This window comes from Streptomyces sp. V3I8, from assembly GCF_030817535.1.
Classification (GTDB): Bacteria; Actinomycetota; Actinomycetes; order Streptomycetales; family Streptomycetaceae; genus Streptomyces.
Map to the genome: position 1 here is coordinate 809,744 of NZ_JAUSZL010000002.1, position 14,320 is coordinate 824,063.

The 14,320-nt window shown below is 73.8% G+C and carries 10 protein-coding genes; 5 read left to right on the forward strand and 5 right to left on the reverse strand.

All coding sequences use genetic code 11. The features are described from left to right. The first annotated feature begins 61 nt into the window (after positions 1–61). The 4 genes from QFZ75_RS03905 (at position 62) to QFZ75_RS03920 (ending at position 7,672) form a co-directional block, all read left to right on the forward strand. Positions 62–868 carry an HlyD family efflux transporter periplasmic adaptor subunit gene (locus QFZ75_RS03905; RefSeq protein WP_307533853.1) on the forward strand — a complete coding sequence of 269 codons (807 nt, stop codon included), beginning with the start codon at positions 62–64 and terminating at the stop codon, positions 866–868. Then, on the forward strand, positions 865–3,132 hold the full coding sequence (locus tag QFZ75_RS03910) for an NHLP family bacteriocin export ABC transporter peptidase/permease/ATPase subunit (protein ID WP_307533854.1): 2,268 nt from the start codon (positions 865–867) through the stop codon (positions 3,130–3,132). The genes QFZ75_RS03905 and QFZ75_RS03910 overlap by 4 nt, the downstream gene beginning before the upstream one ends. A gap of 1 nt (position 3,133) precedes the next feature. Then, entirely contained in the window at positions 3,134–6,001 is a 2,868-nt protein-coding gene (locus QFZ75_RS03915; protein ID WP_307533855.1) for an NHLP bacteriocin export ABC transporter permease/ATPase subunit, read from the forward strand. Between the two features lie 159 nt (positions 6,002–6,160). Further along, positions 6,161–7,672: an MFS transporter gene (locus QFZ75_RS03920; RefSeq protein ID WP_307533856.1), complete on the forward strand. Its 1,512-nt coding sequence runs from the start codon at positions 6,161–6,163 to the stop codon at positions 7,670–7,672. Positions 7,673–7,805: 133 nt separating this feature from the next. On the opposite strand, the gene QFZ75_RS03925 is transcribed toward QFZ75_RS03920, so the two are convergent. From QFZ75_RS03925 to QFZ75_RS03945, 5 genes are all read right to left on the reverse strand, one after another. Then, the gene (locus QFZ75_RS03925) at positions 7,806–9,083 is read right to left on the reverse strand and encodes an MDR family MFS transporter (protein WP_373465806.1); all 1,278 of its coding nucleotides are present in this window, start codon (positions 9,081–9,083) and stop codon (positions 7,806–7,808) included. Next, positions 9,076–10,821: an ABC transporter permease subunit gene (locus QFZ75_RS03930; RefSeq protein WP_373466023.1), complete on the reverse strand. Its 1,746-nt coding sequence runs from the start codon at positions 10,819–10,821 to the stop codon at positions 9,076–9,078. The genes QFZ75_RS03925 and QFZ75_RS03930 overlap by 8 nt, the downstream gene beginning before the upstream one ends. A 102-nt stretch (positions 10,822–10,923) precedes the next feature. Further along, the gene (locus QFZ75_RS03935) at positions 10,924–12,432 is read right to left on the reverse strand and encodes an ABC transporter substrate-binding protein (RefSeq protein ID WP_307533858.1); all 1,509 of its coding nucleotides are present in this window, start codon (positions 12,430–12,432) and stop codon (positions 10,924–10,926) included. A gap of 149 nt (positions 12,433–12,581) precedes the next feature. Next, positions 12,582–13,115, reverse strand: a complete 534-nt coding sequence (locus QFZ75_RS03940) for a GNAT family N-acetyltransferase (protein ID WP_307533859.1) — start codon at positions 13,113–13,115, stop codon at positions 12,582–12,584. Positions 13,116–13,157: 42 nt separating this feature from the next. Beyond that, positions 13,158–13,604: a hypothetical protein gene (locus QFZ75_RS03945; RefSeq protein ID WP_307533860.1), complete on the reverse strand. Its 447-nt coding sequence runs from the start codon at positions 13,602–13,604 to the stop codon at positions 13,158–13,160. 255 nt (positions 13,605–13,859) lie between these two features. Here QFZ75_RS03945 and QFZ75_RS03950 point away from each other — a divergent pair, with 255 nt between their 5' ends. After that, positions 13,860–14,306, forward strand: a complete 447-nt coding sequence (locus QFZ75_RS03950) for an STAS domain-containing protein (RefSeq protein ID WP_307533861.1) — start codon at positions 13,860–13,862, stop codon at positions 14,304–14,306. The last annotated feature ends 14 nt before the right edge of the window (positions 14,307–14,320 follow it).

Here is a 14,320-nt window from a genome sequence, read left to right on the forward strand (position 1 = left end):
TTCGTGCCGGGCCTCCCCGTACCCAGGTCCCGTATGCGCTCCCGCAGGTGAGGAAGGTCCGTTGCAGTTCCGTCAGCAGGCCCTCGCCAAGCTGCAGTCACCGCAGGAGCTGGACCTGCCGGTACGTTTCGCCCGCCCGCAGGGCCGGCTCGTCCTGGCCGTGACGGTCGTCGTGATGGCCGCCGCGTCGGTCTGGGCCGTGACGGGTTCCGTGGCGTCCACGGTGAACGCGCCCGCGATCCTCACCCACGGGCAGGGCAGTTACCTCCTGCAGAGCCCCGTCTCCGGCCAGGTCACCGCCGTCCTCACCGAACAGGGCCGGCGGATCCCGGCGAACGCCCCCGTCCTCAAGGTGCGTACGGCGAAGGGCGAGGCGGTCGTACGCGGCGTGGCCGCGGGCCGGGTCACCGCACTCGCCGCGACGATCGGCGCCATCGTCGACACCGGCACGGACGTCGCCGCGGTGGAGAAGGTCGCCGACGCCGACGACCCCTTGTACGCGACGGTGTACGTGCCCGCCGAGAACGCCGCCGCCGTTCCCCCGGGCGCCGCCGTCGACCTGACCGTCCAGTCCGTGCCGGCCCAGGAGTACGGGGTGCTGCGCGGCCATGTGAAGTCGGTGGACCGGGCCGCCCAGTCCCCGCAGCAGATCGCCGCCTTCCTCGGCGACAGCCAGCTGGGCGAGCAGTTCACGCGCAAGGGCAGACCGGTGGCCGTCCTCGTCCGGCTCGACCGGTCCTCCGGCACGGAGTCCGGCTACACGTGGTCGTCCGTCAAAGGACCGCCGTTCCGGCTCGACTCCATGACCATGGGTTCCGGTTCGATCCGCCTGGACGACCAGCGCCCGATCGACTGGCTGCTGCCGTGAGCGCGCCCCAGGACACCTCGGCAGCCCCGCGCACCGCCGACACCGGACCGCCGCCTCCCGTACGGGGCCGCCGCCGCGCCGCGCCGCCGAAGCGCAAGGTCCCCCGGGGCCGGGGCAGGAGCGTCCGCACGCCGACCGTCCTGCAGATGGAGGCCGTGGAGTGCGGCGCCGCCTCCCTGGCGATGGTGCTCGGCCACCACGGGCGGCACATCCCGCTGGAGGAGCTGCGCATCGCCTGCGGCGTCTCGCGCGACGGCTCTCGGGCGAGCAACCTGCTGAAGGCGGCGCGCGGTTACGGTCTGACCGCCAAGGGCATGCAGATGGACACGGCGGCGCTCGCCGAGGTGCGCGCGCCGGCGATCCTGTTCTGGGAGTTCAACCACTACGTCGTCTACGACGGGACGGGCCGCCGCTTCGGCCGGCGCGGGGTGCACGTTAACGACCCCGGCAAGGGCCGCCGTTTCGTCCCCATGGAGGACTTCGACACCAGCTTCACGGGCGTCGTACTGGTCCTGGAGCCGGGACCGGACTTCGAGAAGGGCGGTCGCAGGCCCGGGGTCATGGGCGCCGTGCCGGCCCGGCTGCGCGGCACCTCGGGCACCATGCCCGCGGCCGTGCTCGCCAGCCTGCTCCTGGTGGCGGTCGGCGCGGCCGTGCCCGCGCTCAGCCGTACCTACATCGACATGTTCCTGATCGGCGGGCAGACCTCGCTGCTCGGGGTGCTGTTCGCGTCGATGGGCGCGAGCGTGCTGCTGACGGCGGTGCTGACCTGGCTGCAGCAGGCCAACCTGCTGCGCGGCCGGCTCATCTCCTCCACGCTCAGCAGCGCGAGGTTCCTGCGGCACCTGCTGCGCCTGCCGGTCACCTTCTTCTCGCAGCGCAGCCCGGCCGACCTGGTGCAGCGCCTCCAGTCCAACGACGCGGTCGCCGAGACACTGGCCCGGGACCTCGCGGCGGCGGGCGTGGACGCGGTCGTCGTGGTCCTCTACGCCGTGCTGCTCTACACCTACGACCCGCAGCTCACGGCCGTGGGCATCGGGGTCGCCCTGCTCAACGTGGTGGCGATGAGGATCGTGATCCGGCTGCGCGCGACGCGTACGGCGAAGCTGCGGGCCGACAGCGCACGGTTGACCAACACGGCGTACACCGGACTGCAGTTGATCGAGACGATGAAGGCGACCGGCGGGGAGGACGGCTACTTCCGCACCTGGGCGGGGCAGCACGCCACCACGCTGGAGGAGCAGCAGCGCCTCGGGGTGCCGGGCGCCTGGCTGGGTGTCGTCGCGCCGACGCTGGCCACGCTCAACAGCGCCCTGATCCTGTGGATCGGCGGGATGCGGGCCGTGGAGGGGCACGTCTCCGTCGGTCTGCTCGTCGCGTTCCAGGCGCTGGTGACCCGCTTCACCGCCCCGATCACGAGACTCAACGGCGTCGCGGGCCGGATCCAGGACTTCGCGGCCGACGTGGCCCGGCTCGAGGACGTCGAGAACTTCGCCGCCGACCCGCTCCACTCGCGGCGCGGCGCGGGCGACAGCACCCGCAGGCTGCGCGGCCATGTCGAGCTGGAGAACATCACCTTCGGCTACAGCCCGCTCGACGAGCCGCTGCTGTCCGGGTTCTCGCTGACGGTCGGGCCCGGGCAGCAGGTCGCTCTCGTCGGTGGGTCCGGCAGCGGCAAGTCGACGGTGTCCCGGCTGATCTCGGGTCTGTACGCGCCCTGGGAGGGCGTGATCCGGATCGACGGCCAGCGGCTGGAGGACATCCCGCGTGGCGCGCTCGCCTCCTCGGTCTCCTTCGTCGACCAGGACGTGTTCCTCTTCGAGGGCACGGTCCGCGACAACATCGCCCTGTGGGACCCGTCGGTCCCGGACGAGGCGGTGGTCGCCGCGCTGCGGGACGCGGCGCTGTACGACGTGGTGATGCGCCGCCCGGGCGGCATCCGGGGCCGGGTCGAGCAGGACGGCCGCAACTTTTCCGGCGGCCAGCGCCAGCGCCTGGAGATCGCGCGGGCGCTGGTGCGCGGGCCCAGCATCCTGGTGCTCGACGAGGTGACGAGCGCGCTGGACGCCGAGACCGAGCAGCTCGTGATGGACAACCTGCGCAGGCGCGGCTGTGCCTGTGTGGTGATCGCGCACCGGCTCAGCACCGTGCGCGACAGCGACGAGATCGTGGTGCTCCGGCACGGCACGGTCGTGGAACGCGGGCGTCACGACGCCCTGGTGGCGGCCGGCGGCGCGTACGCCGAGCTGGTCGGGGAGCACTGAGATGACGTCCGCGTACCCGCCGAACCACCCGTATCAGCAGCAGGAACAGGAACAGCCCGCCGCCGGTGCGGGCGACTACGTGCTGGCCGCTCTCGGCGGCCTGGGCACCCCCGTCGACGGCTCGGGCCCGACCCGCCTCGACCTCGAAGGACCGCACGTCCTGTGGCTCGTCGCGGCCGGCGCCATGGACCTGTTCGCCGTCGACGCCGACCGGCAGGGCCCCTGGCACCACCTCGGCCGGCTGGAGGCGGGCACGCTGCTGCTCGGCCCGGTCGCGGGGCCCCGGCACACGCTCGTCGGCAGGCCGCTGCGCGCGTGCGTCCTGCGCCGCGTCGGGCTGCGCGAGCTGTACCGGCCGCCGCAGACCGAGACGTGGACGTACGACGCGTACGGCAACCCCCAGTACGTGCCCCCCGCCACCAGCCCGCTGGAGTACGCCCTCTCCCTCGGAACCGGCCGGGGCCTGGCCGTCCTGTTCGAGGCGCCCCTCGCCACCGGGCACGGCGCGGCGCCGACGGACGACGACGTCCTGTGGACGCAGGTGCCGCCCGGCAGTGTGCGGTACGGCTCCCTGTACGGCGCCGAGGCCGCGGCCGACCTGCTGGTGGACCCGGCGCTGTGGCGGGCGATGGCCGACCGGCAGTACCGCCTGCTGACCACGCTCGACCGCTGGATCGAGCAGCTGGAGCGCGCCCACGAGACCCGGACGGCCGCGGGCATCGAGGCGGGCGAGGCGGTCCGCGTCCGGGCCGACCGGACCCTGCTGGCCTCCGTCTCCGGGCGCCCGGGACGGGACACCGGTGCGGCCGGCGCCGATGCCACGTACGCGGCGTGCAGGCTCGTCGCCCGCGCGGCCGGGATCACGCTCGCCGACCCCGCGAAGGGCGGTGCGCGGAGCGACCGGCTCGACCCGGTGGAGCGGATCGCGCTCGCCTCCCGGGTCCGGGCGCGTGCCGTGCGGCTCGACGGGCGCTGGTGGCGCGACGACGTGGGCCCGCTCGTCGGGCACCGGGCCGCGTCGGGTGCGCCGGTCGCGCTGCTGTGGCGGCGCGGCGGCTATGTGGCGGTGCATCCGTCGAGCGGGCGGGAGACGCCGGTCGAGAAGGTCGGCGCGGCGGAGTTCGAGCCGCGTGCGGTGATGTTCTACCGGCCGCTGCCCGACCGCGGGCTCACCCCGCTGCGGCTTCTGCGGTTCTGCCTGCGGGGCACCGGCGGGGATCTGCGCAACCTGGCGCTGAGCGGTCTGGTGACGGTGGCGCTCGGCGCGCTGGTGCCGGTCGCGACCGGCAAGGTGCTGGGCGAGTACGTGCCGAAGGCCCAGCAGAGCCTGATCGTCCAGATGTGCCTGGCCGTCATGGTCGCCGGCGTGGTGTCGGCGGCGTTCACGCTGATGCAGAACCTGACCGTGCTGCGTCTGGAGGGCCGTATCGAGGCCACGCTGCAGCCGGCCGTGTGGGACAGGCTGCTGCGGCTGCCGACGGCGTTCTTCACCTCGCGCTCCACGGGCGAACTGGCCGGTGCCGCCATGGGCGTCAGCGCCGTCCGCCGCATGATGGCGGGCGTCGGCCCGGTGGTGGTCCAGTCGGTGACGGTCGGCGCGATGAACCTGGCGCTGCTGTTCTGGTTCAGCGTCCCGATGGCGCTCGCCGCGATCGGGATGCTCGTGGTGATCGCGGGGGTGTTCCTCGGACTCGGGCTGTGGCAGGTGCGTTGGCAGCGCCGGCTGGTCGTGCTGGGCAACAAGCTGAACAACCAGGCGTTCCAGACCCTGCGCGGGCTGCCCAAACTGCGGGTCGCGGCGGCGGAGAACTACGCGTACGCGGCCTGGGCGGGCGGGTTCGCGCGCAGCCGCGAGCTCCAGCGGCGGGTGGGCCGGATCAAGAACCTCACGACCGTGCTGGGCGCGGTGTACCTGCCGCTCTGCTCGCTCATCGTGTTCGTGCTGCTGGCGGGGCCGGCGCGCGGATCGCTGTCGGCGGCCGCCTTCCTGACGTTCAACACCTCGATGACCATGCTGCTGACGTCGGTCACCCAGCTGACGGGTTCCTTCGTGTCGGTGGTCGCCGCGCTGCCGCTGTTCGAGGAGATCAAGCCGGTTCTCGACGCGGAGCCGGAGGTGCGGGTGGCGAGCGCGCGTCCCGCCGAGCTGTCCGGCGCCGTCGAGGCGAAGAAGCTGTCCTTCCGGTACACCGACGACGGGCCGCTGGTCCTGGACGACGTGTCCTTCGCCATCCGGCCCGGCGAGTTCGTGGCCGTCGTCGGTCCCAGCGGCTGCGGCAAGTCCACCCTGCTGCGGCTGCTCATCGGCTTCGACGAGCCGGTCTCGGGCAGTGTGCTGTACGACGGCCAGGACCTGGCCGCCCTCGACCGGCCCGCCGTGCGCCGCCAGTGCGGTGTGGTGCTCCAGCACGCGCAGCCGTTCAGCGGCTCGATCCTGGACGTCATCCGCGGGACCGAGCCCTGCACGCCCGAGGAGGCGATGGCCGCCGCGGAGATGGCGGGGCTCGCCGAGGACATCAGGCGTATGCCGATGGGGCTGCACACCGTCGTCTCGGGCAGCGACGCGGTCTCCGGCGGCCAGCGGCAGCGGCTGATGATCGCCCAGGCCCTGGTCCGCCGCCCGCGCATCCTCTTCTTCGACGAGGCGACCAGCGCCCTCGACAACGAGACCCAGCGCACGGTCATCGAGAGCACCCGCGCGCTCCGGGCCACCCGCGTGGTGATCGCGCACCGTCTGTCCACCGTCATGGACGCGGACCGCGTCATCGTGATGGAGGACGGCCGGATCGCCCAGCAGGGCACGCCCGCACAGCTCCTCGCGGACACCGGCGGCCGTCTGCACGAGCTGGTCCGGCGACAGCTGCGCTAGGACCCGGGCCGGGGCGCACGGGTTGACCTGCACGCGTGTGATGTCCCTCTCCTAGCGAAACTTTGTCGTTTCGATGAAAGTGGTCTAGCCTCGAAGGGTACGAAACAGTTTCGTTTACGTACTCCCCGTTCCGAGTGAACTTTCCCTGGAGTGGCTCTCATGTCCAAGACCCGGACCCTGTCCGAAGGCGCCCGCAAGGGCACCACGGACGCACCCGGCGCGACGGCGCCGGCGGCGAACCGGTGGTGGATCCTCGCCATCATCGGCATCGCGCAGCTGATGGTCGTGCTGGACGCGACCATCGTGAACATCGCGCTGCCCTCGGCGCAGGCGGACCTCGGATTCACCGACGGCAACCGGCAGTGGATCGTCACGGCGTACGCGCTGGCCTTCGCCTCGCTGCTCCTGCTGGGCGGCCGGATAGCCGACCTCTTCGGACGCAAGCCCGCCTTCCTCATCGGTGTCGCCGGATTCGCCGGGGCCTCCGTGCTCGGCGGCGCGGCGAACAGCTTCGGGATGCTGGTCGTCGCCCGCGCCCTGCAGGGTGTCTTCGGCGCGCTCCTCGCGCCCGCCGCGCTCTCGCTGCTGAACACGACGTTCACCGACGCCAAGGAGCGGGCCAAGGCGTTCAGCGTGTACGGCGCGATCGCCGGAGCCGGCGGCGCGCTCGGGCTGCTGCTCGGCGGTGTGCTCACCGACGCCCTGGACTGGCGCTGGACGCTGTACGTCAACGTCGTCTTCGCCGTCGCCGCCTTCGTCGGCGGCTGGATCCTGCTGAACAACCACCGTGACGCCGCGAACTCCAGGCTCGACCTGCCGGGCGCGCTGCTGGTCTCCGCCGGTCTCTTCTCCGTGGTGTACGGCTTCTCCAACGCGGAGACGCACGACTGGGGCTCCGCCCGGACCTGGGGCTTCTTGGTGGCGGGCGGCATCCTCCTGGCGGTGTTCGGCTGGTGGCAGACCCGTGCCGCGCACCCGCTGCTGCCGATGCGCGTCCTGCTGGACCGCACCCGCGCGGCCTCGTTCATCGCCGTCCTGGTGACCGGCGCCGGCATGTTCGGTGTCTTCCTCTTCCTCACCTACTACCTGCAGCTGAACCTCGGTTTCAGCCCGACGAAGACCGGTGTGGCCTTCCTGCCGATGATGGCCGCCCTGATGGTCATGGCCCAGGTGTCCACCACGGTCCTGGTGCCGCGGATCGGACCGAAGACCGTCATCCCGGCGGGCTTCGTGCTCGCCGCGGTCGCGATGGTCTGGCTGACCGCCATCGACGTCGACTCCGCCTTCTCGACCGCCGTGCTGCCGCCGCTGCTGTTGATGGGCGCGGGACTCGGCATCGTGATGCCGCCCGCGATGGCCCTGGCCACGAGCGGGGTGGCGGCACAGGACGCGGGTGTCGCCTCGGCGACGGTCAACACCATGCAGCAGGTCGGCGGTTCCATCGGCACCGCGCTCCTGAACACGCTCGCCGCGAGCGCCGCGACGAGTTACCTGGTCGGCAGGAACCCGGCCGACAAGCTGGTCCAGGCCCAGGCGTCCATCGAGAGCTACACCACCGCCTTCTGGTGGTCGGCCGGGTTCTTCGCGGCGGGTGCGCTGGTCACGTTCCTGCTGTTCCGGCCCGGGGTCCCGGAGCAGGATCCTGACGCCGCGCCGGTCGTTCACATGTGACGCATCCGCGTCGCCGCAAGGCCGAGGGGCCGCCGTCTTCAGGGAGACGGCGGCCCCTCGTTTCCTGCGCGACCCCAGGTGGTGCTGTCGGGTGCGGCGGCGTGAGGGCTGGTCGCGCAGTTCCCCGTGCCCCTCAGAAGCGGGGCTTCGCCCCTGCTCGTGCCATTGGAGGGCGCGGCAGCAGCGCTGCCGCTGCCGGCGGGATCGCCGCGAGCACCAGCCACGGGACCGCCGGGGGCAGACCCGTGTCCAGGAGGGAGCCGGTGGCCGCGCTGCCGACGAGGACGACGAGGCCGGAGACCGAGGACAGGGCGCCCGTGTAGAGGCCGAGCCTGCCGTCCTCGGCGAGGTCGGGCACCCAGGCGCGGGCCGCGGGCGCGATCAGCATCTGGCCCAGGGTGAGCAGCACGACGTAACCGGCCACAGGCAGGAGCCCCACCGTTCCCGTCCACCCGGCGGGCCGGGCCGCGGCCACGACGGCGAATCCGGCCGAGACGAGCAGCAGCCCCGCCACCATGGACCGGCGCAGGCCGAGCCGGTCGCCCGCCCAGCGGGTGAGGGGCAGCTGGGCCGTCACGACCAGCAGCGAGGAGAGCGCGAACAGCCAGGCCAGCGGTGCCTGCGAGCCCGCCGCCCGCTCCACCTCGACGGGCATCAGCTGGTACAGCTGGTTGTACGCCAGCAGATACACGCCGTACGCGCAGCACAGGGCGAGGAAGCCGCGGGTGCGCACCAGGCGCCGGAGTCCGCCGCGGCGGCGGGTGCGGGTCCGGCCGGGGACGTGCCGCGGCAGCAGCCACGCGTGTCCGGCCAGGACCAGTACGAAGACCCCCGCCCCGGTGAGGCAGACCGCGCGGAAGTCCACGGCCAGCAGCAGCGCGCCGACGAGCGGGCCGATGAACGCGCCGGCCTGGCCCGCCACGGTGAACAGGGCCAGCACATGGGTGCGCGGACCCTCCCCGGCCTCCTCCCGGCGCACCGCCTGCCGGGCCACCTCCGACTCGACGGCGGGTGAGAAGAGCGCGGCGGCGAACCCGGTCAGGAGTACGGCTGGGACGACCTGCCAGGTGGTCCGCGCGTACCCGAGCCAGCCGAAGCCGGCGATCCGCAGGACGCAGCCGGCGAGCACCACCGGGCGCACCCCGTACCGGTCCGCCAGCGCGCCGCCCACCACGAACAGCCCCTGCTGGCTGAAGGTCCGCAACCCCAGCACCAGCCCGACCAGCCAGCCCGCCATGCCGATCGCGGTGCCCAGGTGCCCGGCGAGGAAGGGCAGCACCGCGAAGAAGCCGATGTTGAAGGCGAGCTGGGTGAGGACGAGGAGACGCAGCAGCGGCGAGAGGGACGTGAAGGTTCCCAGGAAGTGGGACGGGTGGGCTCTCCCGCGGGGGCGTGTCGCCTGTTCAGGCACGTCGCCTCCGCATCCGCGGGGCCCGGGGCCACCGGACCCCGCCGCCGGCCGTGACCGCCACCGCCCCCAGCAGGGCCAGCGCCGCCGCGGGCGCCAGTGACGCCCACGGGGCCCGTTCCGCGTACGGCTGGTTCTCGGCGAGCAGCAGGCCCCACTCCGGGGACGGCGGCTGCGCGCCGAGGCCGAGGAAACCGAGGGCCGCGAGGGACAGGGCCACCCCGGGCAGCCGGAGCAGGGCGTGGCGCAGGACCGGGGGCAGGACGGCCGGGAGGAGTTCGTCGCGCAGCAGTCGCAGCGGGCCCGCGCCCAGGCCCCGGGTGGCCGCGAGGTGGGCGGTGGCCCGTTCCTGGCGGAGCAGGGCCGAGGTGTGGGCCGCGAGCGGCGTCCAGGCGACGGCGGTCACCGCGAGGGCCGGGGTGGCGGGGCCACCGCCCGCGACCGCGGTGACGAGGAGCGCGGCGAGGACCGGCGGCACGGCGTTGACCGTGTCGACCAGCGGTCCGGAGAGCCGCGGCAGCAGTCCCAGCAGTACGCCCAGGACCAGGGCGGCCGCGCTGACGGCGGCGGCCGGGGCGAGGGTGTCCAGCGCCCCGTGGCCGACCCGGGCCAGCACGTCGCGCCCCAGCGCGTCCGTGCCGAACGGGTGCGCCCGGGAAGGGGACCGGAGCCGGGCCGTGGTGTCCAGCGCCAGCGGATCGCGGGCGAGGCCCGACACGATGACGGCGAGCAGTGGTCCCCCGTACAGCAGAGGCGCTGTCGTGCGGCGGGACGGTGCCGGGCGGTGCAGCGAGGGGAGCGCGCCGTCGCGCAGGGCCGGACCGGTCAGGAGGCGCGCCGTGAGCCGGGCGAGGCCGCCGACGGCCGCCGCGAGCACGACGAGGGCGAGGGTGCCGGCCTGCAGGACGGGCAGGTCCTGCGCCACCGCGGCCTGCAGGGAGAGCCGTCCCAGGCCCGGGATGTCGAAGACCTGCTCCACGGCGACCGCGCCGCCGGTCAGCCCGACGACGAACAGCCCCACGTTCGGCAGCAGTCCCGGTACGCAGCGGCGCAGTGCCCGGCGGGCGACGCTCCGGCCGTGCGTTCCGCGCGCGGCCGCCGCCAGCGCCCACGGTTCGGCGAAGGCTCCCGGCAGCAGGTCGTCGAGCATCCGGCCGAGCAGCGCGCCCGCGGGCAGGCCGAGCGAGAGCGCGGGCAGCAGCATCCACCGGGGTCCGTACCAACCGAGGGCGGGCAGCCAGCCGAGCTGCACACCGACGACGGAGGCGAGCACCGAGGCGGTCAGGAAGTCGGGCAGGGTGGCCAGGACCGCCGAGCCGGTGCCCGCGGAGCGCCGTTCGTCGAGCCGCCCCGCGGCTCCGAGCCACAGGGTGCGGGCGCACACGGCGGACGCCGTGACCGCGGCGACGGCCAGGGCCGCGCCCATCAGCAGCAGCGAGGTGCCGAGCGCCTGGAGGACGGCGGGCGTGACCTCGGCGCCGGAGATCCACGACCGGCCGGCGTCACCGTGCAGCAGCCCGCCGAGCCAGTCGCCCAGCAGCCGCACGGGTCCGGCGTCCAGGCCGAGCCCGGCGCGGATCGCGTCCAGCACCTCGGGGGTCGGGGCGCGCTCGGCGGACCGCGCCCGGAGGACGGTGAGCGCCGGATCCGTGTGCGAGAGCCAGGGCAGCAGCCCCACGCCGCACAGCAGGGCCGCGAGGAGGGCGGCGCGCCAGAGCAGCACCGGCGCCCCGCCCCGCAGGACGGCCCTCGCGGAGGTCCGTACGACGGCCCGTGCGGGGGTTCGCGCGGGGGTTCGCGCGGGGGTTCGCGCGGCGGTCTTGAGCACGTGTGCGGCCGCCCGTCAGCGCCGGGTGCCGACGCCGACGAGGCTGCGCTCGTACGGGTCGAGCAGTACACCGCTGACCTCGGCGGCGACGCCCGTGATGATCCGCTGGTGGACCAGCGGCACGAGGGCGTCCGTGCCGAGGAGCGCCGCCTCGGCGGTCATGGCCGCGTCCCGCCGCTCGGCCGTGTCGGCGGTCGACTCGGCCCCGGAGACGGCCTTGTCGACCTTCTTGTCGCACAGCAGCGCCAGGTTGTAGCTGCCCCGGCAGGTGTAGTCGCTGGCGAGGACGGAGACGGGGTCGCCGGTGTCGAGCATGGTGTTGCGGGCGGAGACGAACGCGTCGAACTTCCCGGCCAGCGCGTCGCTCTCCAGCCGTGAGTACTCGCGCACCTCCAGCTTCACCCTGAACCCGGCCTTCTCCAGCTGCTGTTCCAGCACCTGGGCGACCTCGGGCAGCTCGGGCCGGTTGTCGTACGTGGCCATCGTGAGCGTCCTCCCGCCGGCGCCGCCCGCCGCGGCCCGGCCGGCCGGCCGCACGCGCTTGTCGGCGGCCCAGGTCAGGGCGGGCCCGTAGAGACCGGCACCGGGGTCGGCGTACCCCTCGTAGACCCCCTCGGCGAGGGCGGAGGTGTCGATCGCCTCACGGGCGGTGGCACGTGTCCGCGGGTCTTCGAACGCGCCCGACCTGGTGTTGAGCAGCAGGCTGGTGGTGCGGGTGGTGGCGGTCTCGCGGCGGGTCCCCCCGTCGAGGGAGGCGGCCTGCGAGACGGGAACGGCCTCGGCGATGTCGGCCGCTCCGGTGCGCAGCGCGTTCGTCCGGGCGGTGCCGTCTGCTATGAACCTCGCGTCGATACCGGCGGCCTGGGCACGGCCGCCCCAGTAGTCGTCGAAGCGGTCGAGGGTGGCCGCGGTGGTGCCGGTGACCTCGGTGAGTTCGAAGGGCCCGGTGGCGGTGCCGACGGGGCTGACGGCGTCCTTCCCGCCGTACGCCCCGGCCGAGAGGATCACCAGGCCGGGACTGGAGAGGCGCAGCGGCAGGACCGGGTCGGGGTCGGAGGTGCTCACGCGTACACGATGGTCGCCCGCGGGCTCGGCGGTGAGCTCGACGCCGGACAGGGCGGCGGTCACGGGTTCGGCGTCCGCGGCGCGGGTGAGGGCGGCGGCGACGGCCTTCGGGGTGACCTCGGCGCCGTCCTGGAAGGTGGCGTCCCGCAGGCTGAACAGCCAGCTGCGGTCGTTGTCGCGGCTCCACGACTCGGCGAGCGCGGGGGCGGCGGCGCCGTTGGCGTCCAGCCGGGTCAGGCCCTCGGTGACGCCGAGCCTGCTGAGGAGGGTGGCGTCGGCGCCGTACGGGGAGAAGTTCTCGGCGGGCGGGAAGGCGAGCGCGACCTTCAGCCGGGACCCTTCACTGCTGCCGGAGGGGGCGTCGCCGCCGTCGGAGGCGAAGCAGCCGGTGAGCGCGGCGAGCAGGGGGGCGAGCAGCAGTCCGGCGGCGAACCGGCGACGGCGCGGCAGAGGGAGCATGGTGACTTTCGTTCGGGTGCGGATGTGACACACCGGCGGGCGGCCCGGCTCGGGGCGGCGGAGACCGGGCCGTCGGGACAGCGGGACACGGGCAGCGGGACGCCGGACCATCGGTACGTCAGGTCGGCAGGGCGTCAGACCTCGGTACGTCAGGGCAGCGGGACGTCGAAGTGCACGATCCCCTGGCCGCCGCCCGGCTCCTCGCGCTCGTCGTGGACCGCCTTGCCGAGCGAGCGCCAGAACGCCTCGGCGCCGGGCACCGCGGGGTCGGTGTGCAGATAGACGGAGCGGTAGCCGCCGTCGGCCGCCGCGAAGTCGAGCAGCCCGCCGACGAGCCGCCGGGCCAGACCCTGCCTGCGGTCCCCGGGGCGGACGTACACCCGGCGCAGCTGCGCGGTCTCCCCGGAGGGGTAGCGCTCGGCGAGGTGGCGCGGGTTCGGCGGGTGGGCGGGGCCGCGGGAGTCGAGCGCGGCGGTCGCGGCCACCGTGCCGTCGCGCGGGTCGGCCGCGACCAGCAGGGTGTGCCGGGCGGGCGCGAGGTAGGCCCCGTGGAGGTCGATGACGTCCCCGTGCCAGCGGGGTACGTACCCGGTGCCGAAGTCCCGGTACACGGTGTCGAGCATCACGGACCGGGCGCCGTCGAGGTCGTCGGGGGTCGCCGTTCTTATGCAGTAGTCACGCACTTGCGCATCATATGCATTAAGGGGGCACAGGTCCGCCGGGGGTCAGGCGGTCCGTCGCCAGGAGCCCTTCCACACGACCCATACGTGGCCGTCGGGACCGTGGTGCACGTTCAGTCCGTCGACGACGGCGAGCAGCGGCAGGTTCCTGGCGCCGGCCCGGTCGCCCGCGTCCAGCGGGACGGCGACGTCGTCGGTGGCGGCGACGGTGATGCCCGAGGAGTCCGCGGTGAGCACGATCCGGCAGGTGTCGGCGGCACTGCGCGCCAGCAGGCACCTGCTAGCGGAGCAGCCGGCGTCGAGGACCGGCGAGACGAACGACAACGGGGCCTCGATCACCTGCGTGACCGCCACGGCGGCCGCCTGGGCCGCGAACTCCCCGTCCGCGCGGGCGAAGTGGGCCGTGAACTCCATCTCCTGGACGGGTTCCATCAGCCCGTGCTCGGTGAGCAGCGCGGGCCCGTCCGTCGAATCGCGTACCGGCGTTCCCACCGCCAACCCCCTCGGCCAGACAGTCGTGTGCACATGATGCGGCCAGGGTCCGGGGCAGCACGGCGACTGTACGACCACAACATCCGGGTGAACAGGCCGTATTGCGCAAACACAAAGACCAAAAGTCAATAGTTGAAGCCGAATTTCACTTACTCGAGTGAACCAGATCTTGCGAACTGCGCGGTATGGATGGTTCCGACGCGATGGGGGTAACTACCGGGATCTAATGTGCCCGCCCTTGTCGAGGTGGAGCCTATGCCAGCGAAATGCCACGATCATGCCGCCGGACCGCCCGAGGGTGACGTGCGGAAGTCCCATCCCCCGCCGCCGAATCCGTACGCCCGCAGCCGCCCGGGCCCCGGGTACACGGTCGTCGAGGTGCTGGGCGAGATCGACATGGCGACGGCCGGTGCCCTCGGCGAGCAGTTGGACGCCCTCACCTCGGACGCCTCGGACGAGGCACCGCAGGTCGTGGTGGACCTGCGCCGGGTCGACTTCTTCGACTGCTCGGGACTGCGGGAGCTGTGCCGGGCCGAGCGCAGGGCCCGGGAGCGCGGCGGCGGCCTGCGCCTGGTCTCGGACCAGCCCCGGATCCACCGGCTGTTGCGCGCCTGCGGCCTGCTCGGCCGCTTCCCTCCCCTGGCGGAACTCCCGCCCCCGGCCGCGCGGGAGAACGGGGCGCCGCAGGCACCCGGGAAGTGACGCCGGCCGCGTGG